Consider the following 18822-nt stretch of genomic DNA (forward strand, 5'->3'; position numbering starts at 1 on the left):
GAAACCGCTCCGCACCTCCGGAGACAACGCTAGCCGCGTTCCTTCAGCAGACGGCTCTTCTGCCGGTTCCAGTCGCGTTCCTTGGCAGTTTCGCGCTTGTCGTGCAGCTTCTTGCCCTTGGCGAGCGCCAGTTCCAGCTTGGCGCGGCCGCGATCGTTGAAGTAGATCTTCAGGGGCACCAGCGTCATGCCCTCGCGATTGACCGCGTTCTGCAACCGATGCATTTCGCGCTTGGAAAGCAGAAGCTTGCGGCGGCGGCGGGTCTCGTGGTTGAAGCGGTTCGCCTGCAAGTATTCCGGCAGATAGGAATTGATCAGCCAGATCTCGCCGCCCTCGTCGGAGGCATAGGATTCGGCAATGTTGGCCTTGCCGTCCCGCAGCGACTTGACCTCCGTGCCGGTCAGGACCAGCCCGGCCTCGTAGGTATCCACGATCTCGTAATTGAAGCGCGCCTTGCGGTTTTCCGCCACGATCTTCTTGACCGTCGTCGGCTTGGCCTTGGTTGCCATAGTCAGCCTCAGCTCAGAAGGTCCGCGTGCCGCAGGGCCGCGTCCAGTGCCGCTTCGGTCGAGGGCTCCAGCGTCGAAAGGAGCGGCGACCGGACCGCGCGGCTCATGCCGCGGACGCGATTGAGCGCGTACTTCGCGCCGCAAACGCCCGGCTCCATGAAGATCGCCTTGTGCAGCGGCATGAGGCGGTCCTGGTATTCCAGCGCCGCGGTGTAATTGCCGGCCAGGGTTGCCATCTGGAACTCGGCGCACAACCGCGGGGCGACATTCGCCGTCACCGAGATGCAGCCGACCCCGCCGTGAGCGTTGAAGCCGAGCGCGGTCGCGTCTTCGCCGGAGAGCTGGACGAAACCCTTGCCGCAGGCGATGCGCTGTTCGGAGACTCGCTCGATCCTGCCGGTGGCGTCCTTGACGCCGACGATCGTCGGATAGGCCCTGGCCAGCGCACCCATCGTCTCCGGCGACATGTCGACCACCGATCGCCCGGGGATGTTGTAAATGACGATCGGCAGCTTCACCGCCTCGGCGATCGCCGCAAAATGCGCGAACATGCCCTTCTGCGTCGGCTTGTTATAGTAAGGGGTGACCACGAGGATCGCGTCTGCACCCGCCTTTTCGGCGTGCTCGGCCAGTTCAATCGCCTCGCTGGTGTTGTTGGAGCCGGCGCCCGCAATCACCGGCACCCGCTTCGCCGCCACCTCGATGCACAGTTCGATCACACGCTTGTGCTCGTCATGCGAGAGCGTGGGCGATTCGCCCGTGGTTCCCACCGGAACCAGCCCGTGGCTGCCTTCGGCGATCTGCCACTCGACGTGAGCGGCGAAGGCGGCTTCGTCGACCGCCCCGCTTTCGGTGAAGGGGGTGACGAGGGCGGGCATGGAACCCTTGAACATCGAGAACTCCTGAGGCCAGAGCGGTTGCGACCGAACCCACGCTTTGGCCGTATTCGATCGTTAAAAGTGGCCGCAACATAGTCGTGAGACGGCCGGGCGGCAAGCGGCGGCTTTTGCGTTTTTTCGTTTCCAACGCCCGTTCACGCATGCTGCGGAGGTCGACAAGTCAGCAGCCGGCAAGCAGGTTCGACGGGGAACGACAGTCACCGGGGTAACACTTCATTAACACAACAATCCGTTAATCAATCGAAATCGTTCGCAGCGCGTGCGGCGCATGTTTCAGCGGGCCGGATCTTCATGACGATCACCAACAGCTTGGCAGTGTTCCTTCTGCTTGCGACCGGCAGCCTGGCTACGGCGGCGCTTGGCGCGCAGCTTCCGACCGACGGCGCACCGTTGCCGCAGGTCAAGCCGCTCGGCTTCGCGCCCGGCCAGGCCCCGCACGGAGCAACCGGTACCAACCCGCTTGCCAGCAGTCCATCGCCCGTCGCGGCAAACCTCAAGAACGGTCTCGACGCCCTTTCCAACAAGGACGCCGAGACGGCCTTGGGTATCCGTGACGCTATGCCGGAAGGCCTGGACCGCCATATCCTCACCTGGGCCATCGCAGTCTCCGGGCAGAAGGGCGTTCCCTCCTATGAGATCGCCGACGCACAAAACGCGTTGAAGGGATGGCCGGGACTGAAGGTCCTGCGCGCCAATTCGGAGCGGGCCATGGCGCGCGAGACCCCGACGACCCGCAACGTCCTCGCCGCCTTCGGCACGACCAGCGCCGAGACGGTCGAAGGCGCGATGGTGCTGGCGCGCGCTCGTCTCGCAAACAACGATCCCTTAGGAGCAGCGCAGACGCTGCGAGCGTTCTGGCACAAGGACGCGCTCGACCAGCAGACCGAAACGAAGATCCTCGATGAGTTTGGAGGGCTGCTGACGGTCGCCGACCACCGCAAGCGCATGGACATGTTGCTCTATCGCGAGCGGACGCAGCAGGCGCAGCGGTTCGGCGACCTGGCGCGCGCGCAATCGCTCTATCGCGCCTGGGCCGCCGTCATCGGCAAGGCAAAGAATGCCGATGCCCTGGTGAAGGCGGTCGATCCGTCCTGGCAGAAGGACCCGGCCTATGCCTTGCTGCGGGCAGAACTGGCGAACCGGGCCGAGAACTACGAGGCGGCCGCGCAGTTGCTGTCACGCAAGCTGCCGGAAGATGCGGTCGCAAACGCGGCGGGCGCTTGGTGGGTGGAGCAGCGCATCGCCAGCCGCGGACTTGCCGATCGGGGAGACTACAAGGCGGCCTATCGCCTCGCGGCGAACCACGCCGCCACCTCGGAGACCGACGTCGTTGAAGCCGAGTTCCACGCCGGCTGGTATGCGCTACGCGGGCTCAAGTCCCCATCGGACGCATCCGCCCATTTCCAGAAGATCCTGCGCGTCTCGAACCGGCCACTGGCCGTCTCACGCGCCTGGTACTGGATGGGCCGGACCGCAGAGGCCGGCAGCGAACCGCAGGCGCAGGAATACTACGGCAAGGCCGCAACGTTCAGCGGCACCTATTACGGCCAACTCGCCGCGGCCCGGCTCGGCCGGACAGTGCTGAACGTCGCCTATCCCACGCCGACCGCCGACGAGCGCGCCCGGTTTCAGGCGCGCGAGGCCGTGCAAGCGATCGACAGGCTTTCCGCCGCCGGTCACGGCTGGAGGGCCGCCAGCATCTACCGCGCCTTGGCTGAAGAACTGCAAAGTCCGGGTGAACTGGCGCTGCTTGCAGCACAGGCGGAACGGGCCGGCAACCATCAGCTTTCGCTGCAGGTCGGCAAGATCGCCTTCGGGCGCGGCATCGACGTCGCGGCGCTAGCGTTTCCGGTTGGCGTCATTCCCGCGAGCGCCAACATTTCCGGCGCCGGCAAGGCCCTTGCCTACGCGATCGCCAGGCAGGAAAGCGCCTTCAACCCCGCAGCCGTCTCGCCCGCCAACGCCCGCGGCCTGCTGCAATTGATGCCCGGCACGGCGCAAGGCGTCGCCAAGCGCTATGGCCTCGCCTATTCCAAGGAGCGCCTGACCAGCGACGCCGCCTACAACGCCACGCTCGGGGCGCATTTCCTCGGCGAACAGATCAACGACTTCCAGGGCTCCTACATTCTCACCTTCATCGCCTACAACGCCGGCCCGCGTCGCGTCGACCAATGGATCCAGCGCTACGGCGATCCGCGCGGCAAACCGATCGATGACGTCGTCGATTGGGTCGAGCGGATCCCCTTCTCGGAAACACGAAGCTATGTGCAGCGTGTGATGGAAAACTATCAGGTCTACAAGACCCGGCTTGGCCAGACGGCCGACATCGTGCAGGATCTGCGCATGGGACGGTGAGCTCATCCGGAATGTTCGATTGCACCGGAAGGCCTTTGTTTATGCTATTTGTTCTGGAGCCGCACCCGCCGGCGGGAATGGACCATAACCCGGATGACACTTGATCGTGACAGCGCATTTGAGCAATGCCGGTTTCCGGCGCGCGACGGCCTGATGCTTCATGCCCGCGATTACCATCCGGTCGAGACGGACATGCCGGAGGTGCCGGGAATACCGGTCATCTGCCTTCCCGGCCTCAGCCGCAACGCCCGTGACTTTCATCAATTCGCGTCGATGATCTCCGCGCAAGGGGAGAAGCCGCGACGCGTGCTGGCGCTCGACTATCGCGGACGCGGCCGCTCGGGATGGGACGAGAACAAGGCAAACTACAATCTTGCCGTCGAGTGCGAAGACGTGCTGACAGCAATGCAAGCCTTCGATATCGCACGTGCCATCTTCATCGGCACTTCGCGCGGCGGACTGATCCTGCACTTGCTGGCGGCAAGCAGGCCGGAACTGCTCGAGGCGGTGATCCTGAACGACATCGGACCGGCAATCGAAGCAGAGGGCCTAAGGGAAATCGCGACCTATCTGGGCCGCCATAGCGAACCGAAGGACTGGAATGATGCGGCCAGCATCCTGCGCGCCACGCACGGTTCCACCTTTCCCGCCCTGACCGAAACGGACTGGCACGACATGGCCGTGGCAATCTATGCTGAGAAGGATGGGCGTCTCACATCAGACTTCGATCCGGCAATCGCAGCCCAATTGCGGGCCCTGGATCTCTCACAGCCCCTCCCCGACCTCTGGCCGCAATTCGACGCGTTCACCGCCAAACCCCTGTTGGCGATCCGCGGCGAGCATTCGCGGCTGCTATCCGAGGCGACGCTGAACGAAATGGCGCGCCGTCATCCGGCGATGCGGCGCTGCACCGCCGGTGGACAAGGACATGCTCCGCTCCTGCATAAACCGGATGCTTTTGCTGCAATCGCAGATTTTCTCGACACGATCTGAACCGGCTGCAGTCGCAGCCTTCAGTGCCACCACACCATCGCAACCTGCTACCGCAGCGTCAGGTCAGCGCTTAACCGTGCCCTCGCCCGAAATGCGAAAAGCCCGGCTCGAAAGCCGGGCTCCGTCCAAAATGACCGAGGTCAGATCAGATTAGAACGAACGCTGGAAGCGGATCTTGCCGCCCCAATCGTTGGCACCTTCATGCAGGTCGTCGTAGTTGTTGACCCAGGAAACTTCCGGCTGAATGGTGAAGCCCGGAACGACCGAGTAAGCAATACCGACCGATGCTTCAGCGTCGCCGGCGTTGTCGCCAGATACGCCGTCCATGAAGTTCAGGTCAGCATAGATAGCGAGCTTTTCGGTTGCCTGGTACTGTGCACCGAGCCAGACAGCCCAGTCACCGTTCCACTGAGCGTAGTCGTTGACCTGGTCGCCGTCGGTGTTCCAGCCGGCCATTACGAACGCGCTGAAGGCGCCGAACGTAGCGTTGATACGGCCCTTGATGGCGCCTTCTTCGACAACGCTGTCGTAGCCGCCAACGAGGAACGCCTGGAAGCCACCAGCCGAGTAGCCGAGACCGCCTACGAGGTTCGGGATGTACTCGTCAGCATTGAACTCGTTAGCGTCGGTGTTGTCTTCGACAGCAGCCGTGAACGAGAAGCCATTGCTCGTGTCGCCGTAGGTGTAGCGGATCTGCGTGCGAGCCGTATCACCGTAGTTGACGAGGATGTAGTCGTTCATGGCGTAGCCGCCACCGATGTAGCCGCCAGCGAACAGCGAGTCGGTGTAACCGATCAGGAGGCCGGCGAACTCGATGTAGCCATGAGCAAGGCTCGTGCCGCCACCGTTGTTGTCGTCACGGTCGAAGTTGATTTCGGCGTAGGTCTTCAGAGCACCGTATTCGGTGTCGGAAGCCGACGAGACGCGCAGGTTGAAGCGCGAACGGGTGCTCCAGGAGTCGCCGCCGCCGTCAGCGGTACGGACGAGATCGCCGTCTGCATTTTCTTCAAACTTGAAGGTGTTCTGACCGAGAACGTCGCCGCCGTTGACGTCAACGCGGATGTAGCCGCCGATCTTGAGGCAGGTTTCGGTGCCGGGGATGTAGAAGTAGCCGGTGCCGAAAGCGTCGCAAACGCGAACGTATTCCATCGGCTCGGGCTCGGCAGCGACGATTGCGTCAGCGGCCTGTGCGCCGGATACTGCTGCGAGAGCAGCAGCGGAGCCGAGAAGAAGGCTCTTGATGTTCATTTTCTGACCTCCAGTCAAAAGTTTCATTCGGGTCTGGGTCTTTTTGCTGAAGGACAGCGTTTCCCTGCCCCATCCCCAATTTCAGGAAGCGGACGATCACCGCCCCTGCTTCCGGAGTTGAAAATACAAGACGAGGATGCGGAGGCAATCTCCAAACCGCCGGAAGGAAGCGTTTGCCTCACCCTTCCGGTTCCCCTGTTGCGCAAAGGACACAAAATTGTAACTGGGGGACAGGGAAATTTACCAGTCGTTAACAAAGTCCCTTACGATCCGGGCACTTAGACGGTCAGAGCCGACACCGTGCGCAGGCCTTGCGGAGGTCGATTCACGCGGGATTCGCGCTTGAAAGTCGTTAAACCGCCCCTGCTTTCCGACAAGAGTGCCAGTCATGCCATGCAAGACGAAGGCAACAAGACGCGGCAGCACGTGTCTCGATTCGAGAATCATCGAGCGAAACAGAGAGGTGGAAACCCGGCCGAAGCCGGGTCCCCAATCGGATGGAACGGATCAGAAGTTCCGCTGGAAGCGGAGAACGCCGCCCCAGTCTTCCGCCTTCGGGCCGAGCTTTTCGTCGGCGTCGCTGCGGTAGTTGACTTCCGGAATGATCGAGAAGCCCGGAACGACCTGGTAGGCTACGTTGAGAGCGGCTTCGACGTTGTCGCCGTCATCGAAGTTGACTGAAGCGTTCAGCGTGGCCTTCTCGGTCAGGCTGTAGGAACCGCCGAGCCAGACGGCCCAGTCGCCATCCCAACGGGCGTAGTTGTTCTGGAAGTCGCCGTCGGTGTTCCAGCCAGCCATCGCGAACAGCGAGACCTGACCAAGGGTGACGTCGCCGCGAACCTTGATTGCGCCTTCTTCAGCCGACTCGTCATAACCGCCGACTGCACGAAGCTGCCAGGCGCCACCGTTGTAGCCGAGGGCTGCGACCAGATCCGGCATGTAGTTGTCGTCACCGGCGAGATTGGGCTCATTGTCATCTCCGCTGCTGTCGTCTTCGACGGCGAACGCGAAGCTGAAGCCATTGCCAGCATCGTAGGTGTAACGGATCTGCGTGCGGTTAAAGTCACCGTAGTCAACGTCGTAGAAGTCGTTGATGGTGTTGCCAGCATCGCCGGTGAAGGCGGTGAAGAGCGTATCGGTATAACCGACGAGGATGCCGCCGAGCTCGATGTAAGCCTGGTCGAGTTCGGTTTCGCTCTGGTTGTCGTCAGCCTGGAAGAGGAGTTCCGCGTAGGTCCTCAGGGCACCGTATTCGGTGTCAGAAGCCGTCGAAACGCGCAGGTTCAAACGCGAACGGGTCTTCCAGGAGTCGCCGCCGCCGGTGCCATCTGCGGACGGATTTGCGAAGGTGTCCTGGCCATTGATGTCGCCGCCCTGGAAGTCAACGCGGACGTAACCGCCGATCTTGAGGCAGGTCTCGGTGCCGGGAATGTAGAAGTAGCCCGTGCCGAACGCGTCGCAAACGCGAACGTATTCCATCGGCTCCGGCTCGGCGGCGATGATCGCGTCCGCGGCCTGGGCGCCGGAAACTGCTGCGAGTGCTGCAGCGGAGCCGAGAAGAAGGCTCTTGATGTTCATTTTTGACCTCCAGTCAATTCTGATCTGATTGCGCCGGCGGGCGAACTCTTCGTCCATCCGTCCGACTGACGCATGCCTGGGATGGGAGCCCCCGACCTGCTGGGCGCCACATTGCAGCCAGGCAGACGCCGCGCAACCGCCAAATTCAAATATTACTTGAGTCTATCAGGCTGCCGATGTGGCTTGTTGCAATAATAGCACGCTGATTTTCAGCGTTTTTGCATCATGATGTTGATATAATTGAAAAATTAGTGCCTAAAATAGAAACAATTATGTATTCAGGTTACCTTTTTGTTCCTAATATTTACTTTGATTGTTAGTTACATTTGCGAGAAATACGTTATTTTACCTGAATAGTACGCAAATTGTACGAGTGCTTTATTTAAGCTTCATACAAAGCACGTGAGTATTCCTACCAAATCACCGAACTGTCGCAGGCCTTGGCTTGCTTGCGGGGGGCCGATAGGCGAAAATCGGGGGCGACAGTTCGCGAGCTGAGAGGAACCAGCAAATGCCTGCCACCAGATCCGGCGCCATAGCCGTTGCCGCGCTCGTCTCGTGCGTTTCCGTGGCGCTGGCGGAAGATGCGATCAAGGCCGGCGAGCAAAAGGCGCGTGAGGAGATCAATCCCTGCGCAACGTTCGGCCCCGGCTACAACAGGCTCGCTGGCACCGAAACCTGCATCAAGATCGGCGGCAGCGTCCGGATCGATTTCGGCGCGGGCGACATCGAACGCAGGCGGCGCAGCGAAAACTAGTCGAGCCCATCCCGAGAAAACGATTCGATTCTTCGGCGGAATGTGCGCAGACTGAGAATATTGCCGTGTGTACGCTCCGGTCGCATGAAAGGTGCGGCTGATGTTTCCATCCGCCGGTTCTCAACGGAGGCGGCGATGCGGATTGGACGTGTCCTGCTGGTCTGCGCCGCGGCCCTTGCCGCCGCGGAGGCGCGTGCGGCCGACGCCATAGTCGCCGCGCCGCCGGAACCTGCTGCCTATGTCCGCGTCTGCGACGCCTTCGGAGAAGGACACTTCTATATTCCCGGCACGGAAACCTGCCTGAAGATCGGCGGCTATCTTCGCGTCGAGGTGGCCGGAGGCGATCCCAACGAGCAGGACACCTTTCCCGGTGGCGGCGGCGATTCCTGGTCGACGCGCTCCCGATTCGATCTGCGCGCGGGTACTGCGACCGATACCGAATACGGCCCACTGACCACCTTTGCGGAGGCGGAGATCCAGAACGACGATAACGGGCCGACCGAGATCGACATGGAGAACATGTATATCGAGCTGGGCGGCCTGCGGTTCGGCTTCTCGGATACGCTCTTTACCGAGTTCACCGGCGACGCGGGCAACACCATCAAGGACTACTACGACGTCGACTACGGCGACTTCGGCCGTACCCAGGTCCGCTATACCTATAACACCGGTGCAGGCTTCGGCTTCGCCGCCTCCATCGAGGACGGCAGCGACGACAACGCTTCCTTTGCCCTGCCGGACACCCAGAGTGACGACAGTTACATGCCGGACCTGGTCGTTGCGGCCGGATACGATGCCGATATGTTCGCGATTCGCGCCGTCGGCGGATACGACGAGTCGATGGAGGCGGGCGCAATCAAGCTACGGCTGGATGGCAGCCTCGGCCCGCTCGACCTCTTTGCCATGGGCGGGTGGAACACCGATGGCGACACGCCCAACACCTATGCGCGCTGGAGTGGCGACTGGGCCCTCTGGGTCGGCAGTTCCTTCAAGGTGACGGAGAAGGCGACGATGAACGCCTCCGCGAACTTCGACGACGGCGGCGATGCCGAAGCCTCGCTCAATCTGTCCTACACGGTCGTTCCTGGCTTCACCGTCACGCCGGAACTCAATTATCGCAACAAGATGGACGAGAAAGCCGGTCCAGATGCCGAGGACTGGGGCGGCGTGATCCGGTTTCAGCGAAATTTCTGACGTTGCCCTGGAGATACAAGAAGGCCCGGCATTGCCGGGCCCCTTTCGTGTCGCTGCGATGCCTGCGCCTTAGCGCTGGAAGTTGACCACGACGGCGGGGTCGACGGCGCCCGCCTCCGCTTCCGCAACGCCCAGTCCCGTTGCCACCACCGACACGCGGAACTTGCCGGCCAGTTCCTGGTCGAAGATCGCGCCGACGACGATATTGGCATCATGATGAACCTCGTCGCGAATGCGGGAGGCCGCTTCATCCACCTCGAAGAGCGTCATGTCCGTGCCGCCGGAGATCGAGATCAGCACGCCCTGGGCGCCCTTCATCGAGGCCTCGTCAAGCAGCGGGTTGGCGATTGCAGCCTCCGCCGCGTTCATCGCCCTGCCCTCGCCCGAGGCTTCGCCCGTTCCCATCATGGCACGGCCCATGTCTTTCATGACCGCCCTGACGTCAGCGAAATCGAGGTTGATCAGGCCTTCCTTGACGATCAGGTCGGTGATGCAGCTGACGCCGGAATAGAGGACGCGGTCGGCCATGATGAAGGCGTCGGCAAAAGTCGTGTCGGCCGTCGCGACGCGGAAGAGATTCTGGTTTGGAATCACGATGACGGTATCGGCGCTTTCGCGCAGGCGCGCGATGCCCTCGTCGGCCATCTGCATGCGCTTGCGCCCCTCGAAGCTGAAGGGCTTGGTGACGACGCCGACGGTGAGGATGCCGGCATTGCGGGCAGCCTGGGCAATGACGGCAGCCGCTCCGGTGCCGGTGCCACCGCCCATTCCGGCGGTGACGAAGCACATGTGCGTGCCGGACAGGTGGTCCATGATCTCGTCGATCGACTCCTCGGCTGCGGCGCGGCCGATTTCCGGATGCGCACCCGCTCCGAGGCCGCCGGTGACATCGGCGCCGAGCTGGATGATGCGCGATGCCTTGGACATGGTGAGCGCCTGGGCGTCGGTGTTGGCGACGACGAACTCCGCGCCTTGCAGGTTCTCGGTGATCATGTTGTTGACGGCGTTGCCGCCACCGCCGCCGACGCCGATCACGGTGATCTTCGGCCGCATCTCCGCAATCTCGTAGGGGCGGGCATTCGTCATGTTTGGTCTCCTCGTAGAATCGGGGGCGGCGCATTGCCTCGGTCGTCCGCGGCCGCGAATCACTGCGTCCCCGTTTGTGGATAGTGGATAACAGATATCGTCCGCAAATGGGCGAAACCGCCAGTCGGCATTCGGATAATGGCGACGCAACCAGAAGAGTCGGCAAGTGCGGCTTTCTCACGGCACGAAGGCCGAACCTCGCCGGTCAGCAGATCGACCTGCTCGCAGGTTACCGGCAGACGAGAGTGATGCCGTCACGACGAACCGTCGCGGGCGGCACTCGATTGCCCGATCCAATCGATCTCACCTGAGGTCGTGCTTGCTTTGCTGGAAAGCCTCGAACCGCCTTGCTTCCTCCTCCGTCAGGAACGCCGTGTGCACGGTGTTGTCGTCGATGCGCACGGTCACGATCCATCTTCCGCTCTGTTGCACGACTGTGACGGCTTTTGCCGGCCTGTTCCCGATTTTCAAGTTCGCCTCCGATGTCCCACCAAAAGCTTTCCCATGGTCAACGAAGCAGGCAGGCCGTGCAAGCGGCACGACGGCAACCACCGGTAAACGATTCGTGAACCCGGTGCCCCTCGTGCCGCGCGAAGCCAACGGTCCTGCATTGTGCAGGCCGGGGATTGCGCAGTTTCGGAGGGGTGGAGCAATGCGAAAACGCCGCGGAATGAACATATGAAAAAGTTTCGCAGTCCCGCTAACAGTACATAAACGAACATCAACTAAATTAGCCCATCATCAATTTGGGGTGAATCGAGATGAATGGGGTCTCTGTTAATAAAATGCGGCGCCTTCTCGAGGATGAAGGTGGCAACTTCGGCATAATGACAGCGCTGCTGCTGCCAGTGCTCTTCCTCGCCGGTTCAGTGGCAGTGAACGTAACCTCCGCCGTGAAGGAAAGCTCCAAGATGCAGGCGGCGCTGGATTCGGCAGCGATCACCGCCGTCAAATCCTTTGGCGAAGGGGAGAGCGAAAGCGACGCGCGGACGGCGGCCAATGCGCTGTTCTTCGCAAATTTTGAACGATCTTCCCACCTGGAGGCGGACAACCTGTCCGATCCGGACGAAGGGGCGACGATCCAGGTTGAATTCTCGGTGATCGACGACGAACCGACTGCCACAGCATCATACAAAGCGGACTACGATCCGCTTTTCTGGGGCCTGCGTCCCTATCGGATCAGCCGAGAAAGCGTCGCCGCGCGCGCGCAGGGTACGGAGGCGTGCATCCTGGCCCTCCATCCTACGGCCACCCGGGCCTTCGAGGTTGGCGGCAGCGCGACCGTCGACACCTCGAACTGCACGATCACATCCAACTCAAAAGACGTACAGTCCATCTATATCGGCGGTACAGCCACCCTGAAGGCTGAATGTCTCTACGCGACCGGCAAGGTGTCGGCAACGCTCGCGAATACCAAACTTGCTTGCGGCAAGGCGCGTGAGGACGTGCCACCAACGCCCGACCCCTTCAAGCGGAAGGCCATGCCCACGGCGGGAAGTTTGGTCAACCTGGCTGGATGCGGTCAGAACTTCGTCGGCAATGGCGGCGGCAACGGCGACTGCAACGGCACCGGCAAAACGCCGAGCAAGGTGCCGGATAACTACAGCGTCACGTTGAAACCTGGCACCTATCGTGGCCTGGAGGTCAAGGGAAAGGTCCGCCTAGAAGCCGGGAACTATATCATCGACGGGGGTGCCCTGAAGTTTACCAGCCAGTCGATCATCAGCGGAGATGGCGTAACATTCTTCCTGCTCAATGGAGCCCAGATCGACATTCACGGTGGGGCGACCTTTCACGTGACCGCAGCCACGAGCGGCCCTTGGGCCGGTTTTGTCATCGTTGCGGCCAGGAACAACACCCAGGCGGCTGTCATCAACGGCAACAGCGCCTCCTCGTTGACGGGCATCATCTACATGCCGGCGTCGACGGAGATCAAGTACGCGGGGAGTGGCACGACCGGCGGGGAGTGCGTCCGCATTGTCGCGCAGGAGATCACGATGATCGGCAACAGCGCCTTCAAAAGCGACTGCAAAAAGGAGCTGGCCGACGCCAAGATCAACAATCCCGGTGCGATCCGGCTGGTGCGGTGAGTGGCGTTCGCGCGCCACCGCACTCGCGTCCGAAATGTCCCGCGGCGCCATTCTTGGCGCCGCCCTTTTACCAGAAACTGAAGGCTGCGCTTCGCCCGAATATCTGCCAGCGGGCGCAAGGTAACGCTCCCGGCAGGGTTCACTCGGTCGTGTCTTCCGTATTGCTGCTCTCGTTGCGGACGTGGATCGGCAGATAGCCGCTCTCCTCCAGCCACTCCCGAACGATCAGCGCGATCGCATATTCGCGCTTCCAGTTGAAGTCGCCGCACGCTTGAGCAAGCGCATCCTCGACGTTTTGGTCAAAGATCAGGCCGACTTTCACCCCATTGGTTATTGTCCTCAGTCGGGCGTTTCGATTCGTTCGCGAGCGCCCCGAAACGGTCCGTCGCAGTCTTCGCTCCGACCCTGCCGAAGCATCGTCAAGAAATTCAAGGATATATGGCGGAGAAGAAGGGATTCGAACCCTCGATACCGTTCCCGGTATACTCCCTTAGCAGGGGAGCGCCTTCGACCACTCGGCCACCTCTCCGTCGCGGCTTCACTAAGTCGTAGGGCTTTTGATTGCAAGGCTTTTTTGTCAACAAACCAAAAAACGCTTCCAGGCTCTACACTCAGTTGTGTGCGGCCCAAACCGGAACAAAACAGGGCGCGCGCTGGTGCTAACGGCGCAAATTTGGCGCGCCCGATCCTTGAAGTGTTCTGATCGGTCGCCCGATCGCGGATCGAACTGCCGGACGACAGTCCTCGACGAAGCTTCCTATCGATCGCAAGATTGAACAGCGCCAATTCTGAGGGTCGGTCACGGTTCTCGTTCCCAGGCGACCGCCTCGAGCAAGAGAAGCGCATCGTTGAGCGTGTCAGGGCCGGCGATCCAGGGCGTCCTTGTTGCCGAACTGAACCACCGCGTGGGTGTCGTTGCCGGGCTGCCGCCACCACTCATGACCGCATCGCCAGCGGGAGTGTGCTTGCTTGACACGATTTTAACGTTTCTAATAACCTCACAAGTATTGGAGAATTCAAGCGTTGGATGTCGGCTAGGGAGGCCGCCCATACCATGCGCGATGATGTTCCGGTGCCCCCAGAAAACAGCGTTGCTCCATCTGCTGATCCGCTTTTGACGGCTGATGGAGTCTCAAAGTCGTTTGGCGGAGTCGCGGCTTTGCGCGCGGTTCATTTCGATCTCATGGCCGGCGAAATCCATTCGTTGATGGGGGAGAATGGCGCTGGCAAGTCGACGCTGATGAAGATTCTCTCCGGTGTGTATACGGACTACGAGGGCACGATCTGCGTCGATGGATCGCTCGTCCGTTTTGGCAGTGTCCGTGATGCAGAAGCTGCTGGCATCGCGATCATCCACCAGGAGCTGAACCTCGTCCCGGAGCTCAGTGTTGCAGACAATATCTTTCTCGGCCGCGAACGCTTGATCGCCGGCCTTTTCGTGGATCGCAGGGCAAGCCTCAATTCTTCCCGCGCGCTCTTGGGACGGCTCGGTATTCAACTCGATCCGGAGGCGCGCGTCGGAGCCTTGCGTGTCGGCGAACAGCAGCTCGTCGAGATTGCCAAGGCGCTGTCGTTGAACGCACGAATCCTCATCATGGACGAGCCGACTTCGGCGCTGTCACCGGCCGAGTGCCAGCGTCTGTTCAAGATCATGCGCCAGCTCTCGGAGAGCGGGGTCGGGATCATCTACATCTCGCACCGGATTGACGAGGTGATGCAAGTAAGCGATCGGGTCTCCGTTTTCCGCGATGGCCGGCATGTCTGGACGCGTCCGAGACTTGGCTTGGACGAGGACACGGTAATCGCGGCGATGGTCGGCCGCAGTTTTCTTGGTGGTGACCGGGCATCGATGACTGCGTCGGGTCCGAGCATCCTGTCCGTCCGCAACCTCTCTCTTTCGGTCGCTGGGCGGCGCGGCAGGCGCGAGGTCCTGCGTGGGGTCAGCTTCGACCTCCGCGCTGGCGAGATTCTTGGTGTCGGTGGACTGCTCGGCGCGGGGCGTACCGAAATACTGACGACGATCTTCGGGTCGAGTGGCGGGCATATGGGTGGCGAGATCTGCCTGGACCGCGTTCCCGCCAATATTCGCTCACCACGCGATGCACGCCGGCTCGGCATTGCATTGGTGACCGAAGACCGCAAGACGCAGGGCCTGCACCTGCATGACACGATTGCGGACAACGTCGCATTGCCGCTGGTCGGGCGGCTTGCGCGCTTCGCGCTGCGCTCGCTCAGGCGCGAAGAAGCAATCGCAAAGCATATGGTCGATGTCCTCGCCGTACGCTGCGAAGGGGTGGACCAGATAGCGAGCACCCTATCCGGCGGCAACCAGCAGAAAGTCGTGATCGGCAAGTGGCTGGCCACCCGCCCCCGCATACTGCTGCTGGACGAGCCCACACGCGGCATCGATGTCGGAGCCAAGCGGGAGATCTACGATCTGATCTTCAAGCTGGCAAAGGAAGGACTTGCCATTGTCGTGGTGAGCTCAGAATTGCCCGAACTGCTTCATCTCTCCGACCGCGTGCTCGTCATGGCGGAGGGGCGGCAGACCGGTGTCCTTTCGCATGCTGAGGCAAGCGAGGAACGCATCATGCAACTTGCTGCTCCTCGCGGGGCCGCCGCCAGGGGGGCAGCCGCATGACGCTCGTCAAGTTGATCGGCCGGACGAAACTCTACTGGGGGCTGATTGCGATCTTCCTGATCGGCGTTCTCTCTTCACCGCTGACCTCTTCCGGAAAGAACATCTTTCTGTCGTCCGGCAATCTCCTCGACGTGCTTCGGCAGGTATCCACGACTGGGCTGATCGCAACAGGCATGACTGCGGTAATCCTGACCGCGGGAATCGATCTCTCGGTTGGCTCGCTCATGGCGATCTGCAGCGTCGTCTGCGCGATGCTCCTGACGGTGCCGGGCGAAACGCCAGCCGTCTTTCTTGGGCTGCCCTCGGTCGGTGTTGCGTCGCTGCTGCTCGGCGCGGTGATCGTGCGCTTCGCCTTTCTGAACATCGAGAAGGTACGGGCAGGCAAGGATAGTACCCGTGACATCCGCCTTGACCGCATGCGCGGGTTTGTGCTGCCCGCGCTCGCCGGAATCCTGTTCTGTGCGCTGGTGCTGAGTTACTTGCTGCCCCAGGTCCAGACGAAGTTCGGCGTCCTTGGTGTCCTTCTGGTCGCGCCCGCGGTCGGCCTCGTCTTCGGAGCAATCAACGGCGTGATCATCGTCTTCGGACGATTGCAGCCTTTCATCGTCACGCTGGCGATGATGGTCACGGCCTTGGGCGTTGCCCGGTTGACGGCCGGACAGAACAACGCGGTGCTGCCGGTCTATACCGGCACCAACGCGACCGCGGATTTCGATATCCTGCGCCAGTTGGTCTTCGGCATCGTTCCGATGCCCGGCATTTTCTTCATCGTTGCAATCATCCTCTACGGTGCGGTGCTTCGCTTCACGCCATTCGGACGCTACGTCTATGCGATCGGCGGAAATGAAGAAGCAGCGAGGCTCTCCGGTATCAATGCCGGCCGTGTGAAAATCGTTACGTACGCGGTGTCGGGGCTGCTCGCCGGGATCGCCGCCGTCCTCTACGTGGCCCAGTATCGCCAGGGAAAACCCGATGCCGGCGCGGGGCTGGAACTCGACGCAATCGCCGCCGTCGTCATCGGTGGCACGAGCCTGATGGGTGGCAGGGGCGGTCTTGCCGGCACCTTTTGTGGTGTTCTCATCTTCGGCTTTCTCTCCAACATCCTGCAGCTCCACAATATCAACTCCAACCTTCAGCTGGTCCTGAAGGGGGTCATCATCATCGGTACCGTGCTCGTGCAGGAGCGCAGCGCCGGCGATATTTTCAGCCGTCTATGGCATTCGCGCCATCAGCCGGAAGCGGGTTCGGCCGCGGAGGAGCGGTCGTCATCAGAGACGGTGTCTCTAACAATGGGAGGAAAGAAGGAATGAAACGTCGTGAGCTTATGTTGGCGGCCTTCGCAGCCGTCCTCACCGCAACCACCGCCTTGATGCCCGCGAACAACACCGCGGCCCAGGACAAGAAATGGCGAATAGGCTTCAGCCAGGCAACGACCATCGAGCCCTGGCGGGCCCAGTTCAACAAGGACATCATCGCCGAGGCAGCCAAGCATCCCGATGTCGAGCTGATCATCACCGACGGCGAGGACAAGACGGAAAAGCAGGTTGCTGACGTCGAGAACCTCATCCGGCAGGAAGTCGACGCACTCCTCATCTCGCCGAAGGAATCCGCGGGCCTGACCGGTGTCGTACAGCAGGCCATCGACGCCAAGATCCCCGTCTTTGTACTGGACCGAAATGTCGACACCGACCAGTACACCCAGTTTGTCGGGGGCGATAACAAGCTGATCGGCCGCGCGGCGGGTGAGTATGCAGTCGAAGTCCTTGGCGGAAAGGGCAAGGCCCAGGGGAACGTCGTCGAGATATGGGGCGGCATGGGCACGCAGCCCGCGCATGACCGTCATGACGGTTTCCACGAGTTCACCGACAAGGAATCGGGCATCAAGAACCTGCTCGACCAGCAATCTGGAGACTGGAAACAGGACCAAGCCTACAACATCATGGCAACAGCCCTTCGCAACAACGAGAAGATCGACCTCGTTTATGGGCACAATGACCCAATGGCCTACGGTGCCTATCTTGCCGCCAAGGACGTCGGCCGCGAGAAAGAGATCAAATTCATCGGCATAGATGCCCTACCCGCTGAAGGCGTGACCTGGGTCAATAATGGCGAACTAACGGCCACCTTCCTCTATGCCACCCCGGGAGCAGAGGGCTTGCGCCAGGCGATCAAGTTCCTGAGCGGCGAAAAGGTGGAAAAGACCATCACCCTCGACACGCTGATGGTCACCAAGGACAACGCAGCGCAGATCATGAAGGACAACGGTCTCTAAGACCCCTTTTCCAGCAGCGCCCCGGGTAAACCGGGGCGCTGCGTCAGACGACCTCCCGTCGAGCATTGAAACGAGCGTCATGGCAGATGCGCAGATCCTGAGGAGATCGCTAGTGAGGAGGAAGCATGGGAGCGAAGTATCGCTGGCTGAATGAACCCGCTTCGTGGCACGGAGAGGCGGCACATCTGACGGTGACAACGGACGCGCGGACGGACTTCTGGCGTCACACGTTCTACGGCTTTACCCGGGACAACGGCCATGCCTATCTGCGTCCGATATCAGGCGATTTCACGTGCACGGCAACGGTCGTGGGCGAGTACGACACGCTGTACGATCAAGCGGGCCTGATGCTTCGGGTCGATGCTGAGAACTGGATCAAGTGCGGCATCGAATACACCGACGGCCTGATGCACTTCAGTGTCGTGGTGACGAACTCGGTCTCGGACTGGTCTGTCATACCGCTCCCCGACGTCGCACCGACCACTCCCCTGTCCGTTCGATTGACGCGCCACGATGACGCGGTACGCGTTCAGTTCCGATTTGGTGGGACAGCGTGGCAGATGGCGAGGCTCTGTCCCTTTTCGAGTGCCGATGGCCATGCCGGTATCATGGCATGCTCTCCCGAGCGCGAAGGGTTCAGAGCCAAATTCTCCGGTATCGAAGTGGGACCACCGATCCCTCGCACATTGCATGAGTGAACGACTGAGCGGCTTCCCAACGGTGATTTTTCTCCCCCGGCTTGCCAGTTCGGCAAGACAGCTGGCCGTTCCCTGGGAACAACTCGATCTTTCGAACGCAGCTTCACCGAAATTGCTTTGTGACCCGCGGCAACTGAAGTCGCCTCGCCGCTCGTCGCGATCGCCTGGAACGCGCTTGCCCAATCATCCGCCGCGTTGCGGGGCGAGGTGAGCCCGGAGGCATGCCAGGCCGCGTTTCTCACCGCGGCACGCGAGGCTGGAATTCCCGTCATATGTTGTCAGCACGCGGCACCGTAACGCTTCGTTAACGAAATTGGCGATCCTGCGTCCGATGCCGGATCAAATGCCACCGAAGAATCATCGTTGCCGCCGGATTTGGCCACAAAGCCTCGGCAACTATGAGATGCGCCTCGGAGGCACCGTTCGTTCAAGTCGCGTTCAGGAACGCGCGCATAATGTTCAGGTCAAGCAACTTTATTTGCAGTAACAAGGAATGTACGCC

At 61.3% G+C, this 18822-nt stretch carries 15 protein-coding genes and 1 tRNA gene; 9 read left to right on the top strand and 7 right to left on the bottom strand.

The window, feature by feature from the left end:
• Positions 1 to 29 precede the first annotated feature (29 nt).
• Both smpB and dapA read right to left on the bottom strand, forming a co-directional pair.
• Positions 30 to 509 carry an SsrA-binding protein SmpB gene (smpB, locus tag AC1DDS_RS01185; protein WP_310418177.1) on the bottom strand — a complete coding sequence of 160 codons (480 nt, stop codon included), beginning with the start codon at positions 507 to 509 and terminating at the stop codon, positions 30 to 32.
• A gap of 8 nt (positions 510 to 517) precedes the next feature.
• Positions 518 to 1402, bottom strand: a complete 885-nt coding sequence (gene dapA, locus AC1DDS_RS01190) for a 4-hydroxy-tetrahydrodipicolinate synthase (RefSeq protein ID WP_477477226.1) — start codon at positions 1400 to 1402, stop codon at positions 518 to 520.
• A gap of 297 nt (positions 1403 to 1699) precedes the next feature.
• On the opposite strand from dapA, the gene AC1DDS_RS01195 reads away from it, so the two are divergent.
• Together AC1DDS_RS01195 and AC1DDS_RS01200 are read left to right on the top strand one after the other, a co-directional pair.
• Positions 1700 to 3763, top strand: a complete 2064-nt coding sequence (locus tag AC1DDS_RS01195) for a lytic transglycosylase domain-containing protein (RefSeq protein ID WP_477477227.1) — start codon at positions 1700 to 1702, stop codon at positions 3761 to 3763.
• Positions 3764 to 3856: 93 nt separating this feature from the next.
• A complete protein-coding gene (locus AC1DDS_RS01200) occupies positions 3857 to 4756 on the top strand; it encodes an alpha/beta fold hydrolase (RefSeq protein ID WP_477477228.1) in 900 nt (299 codons plus the stop codon).
• Between the two features lie 150 nt (positions 4757 to 4906).
• Here the strand turns inward: AC1DDS_RS01200 and AC1DDS_RS01205 are convergent, their stop codons facing one another.
• Together AC1DDS_RS01205 and AC1DDS_RS01210 are read right to left on the bottom strand one after the other, a co-directional pair.
• The gene (locus AC1DDS_RS01205; protein ID WP_477477229.1) at positions 4907 to 6004 is read right to left on the bottom strand and encodes a porin; all 1098 of its coding nucleotides are present in this window, start codon (positions 6002 to 6004) and stop codon (positions 4907 to 4909) included.
• Positions 6005 to 6511: 507 nt separating this feature from the next.
• Positions 6512 to 7582: a porin gene (locus tag AC1DDS_RS01210; RefSeq protein ID WP_477477230.1), complete on the bottom strand. Its 1071-nt coding sequence runs from the start codon at positions 7580 to 7582 to the stop codon at positions 6512 to 6514.
• A gap of 511 nt (positions 7583 to 8093) precedes the next feature.
• Between AC1DDS_RS01210 and AC1DDS_RS01215 the strand changes: the two genes are divergently transcribed.
• Both AC1DDS_RS01215 and AC1DDS_RS01220 read left to right on the top strand, forming a co-directional pair.
• Positions 8094 to 8339 (top strand): porin, encoded by a 246-nt coding sequence (locus AC1DDS_RS01215; RefSeq protein ID WP_477477231.1) that lies wholly within the window; start codon positions 8094 to 8096, stop codon positions 8337 to 8339.
• 135 nt (positions 8340 to 8474) lie between these two features.
• Entirely contained in the window at positions 8475 to 9533 is a 1059-nt protein-coding gene (locus AC1DDS_RS01220) for a porin (protein WP_477477232.1), read from the top strand.
• A 69-nt stretch (positions 9534 to 9602) separates the two neighbouring features.
• Here AC1DDS_RS01220 and ftsZ read toward each other — a convergent pair whose 3' ends face one another.
• The gene (gene ftsZ / locus AC1DDS_RS01225) at positions 9603 to 10619 is read right to left on the bottom strand and encodes a cell division protein FtsZ (protein WP_310418151.1); all 1017 of its coding nucleotides are present in this window, start codon (positions 10617 to 10619) and stop codon (positions 9603 to 9605) included.
• 827 nt (positions 10620 to 11446) lie between these two features.
• Between ftsZ and AC1DDS_RS01230 the strand changes: the two genes are divergently transcribed.
• Positions 11447 to 12709, top strand: coding sequence for a pilus assembly protein TadG-related protein (locus AC1DDS_RS01230; RefSeq protein WP_477477233.1), 1263 nt, complete (start codon positions 11447 to 11449; stop codon positions 12707 to 12709).
• 139 nt (positions 12710 to 12848) lie between these two features.
• Here the strand turns inward: AC1DDS_RS01230 and AC1DDS_RS01235 are convergent, their stop codons facing one another.
• The gene (locus AC1DDS_RS01235) at positions 12849 to 13031 is read right to left on the bottom strand and encodes a hypothetical protein (RefSeq protein ID WP_477477234.1); all 183 of its coding nucleotides are present in this window, start codon (positions 13029 to 13031) and stop codon (positions 12849 to 12851) included.
• A 117-nt stretch (positions 13032 to 13148) separates the two neighbouring features.
• Positions 13149 to 13238: transfer RNA gene (locus AC1DDS_RS01240), tRNA-Ser, on the bottom strand.
• Positions 13239 to 13763: 525 nt separating this feature from the next.
• Here AC1DDS_RS01240 and AC1DDS_RS01245 point away from each other — a divergent pair.
• From AC1DDS_RS01245 to AC1DDS_RS01260, 4 genes are all read left to right on the top strand, one after another.
• Positions 13764 to 15350 (top strand): sugar ABC transporter ATP-binding protein, encoded by a 1587-nt coding sequence (locus AC1DDS_RS01245; protein WP_477477235.1) that lies wholly within the window; start codon positions 13764 to 13766, stop codon positions 15348 to 15350.
• Positions 15347 to 16660, top strand: a complete 1314-nt coding sequence (locus AC1DDS_RS01250; protein ID WP_477477236.1) for an ABC transporter permease — start codon at positions 15347 to 15349, stop codon at positions 16658 to 16660. Before AC1DDS_RS01245 ends, AC1DDS_RS01250 begins: the two co-directional genes overlap by 4 nt.
• Positions 16657 to 17622 carry a substrate-binding domain-containing protein gene (locus AC1DDS_RS01255; protein ID WP_477477237.1) on the top strand — a complete coding sequence of 322 codons (966 nt, stop codon included), beginning with the start codon at positions 16657 to 16659 and terminating at the stop codon, positions 17620 to 17622. Before AC1DDS_RS01250 ends, AC1DDS_RS01255 begins: the two co-directional genes overlap by 4 nt.
• A 125-nt stretch (positions 17623 to 17747) precedes the next feature.
• On the top strand, positions 17748 to 18320 hold the full coding sequence (locus tag AC1DDS_RS01260) for a DUF1349 domain-containing protein (RefSeq protein ID WP_477477238.1): 573 nt from the start codon (positions 17748 to 17750) through the stop codon (positions 18318 to 18320).
• Positions 18321 to 18822: the final 502 nt, after the last annotated feature.

The sequence above is a fragment of the Mycoplana sp. 10N416 genome (assembly GCF_056394765.1).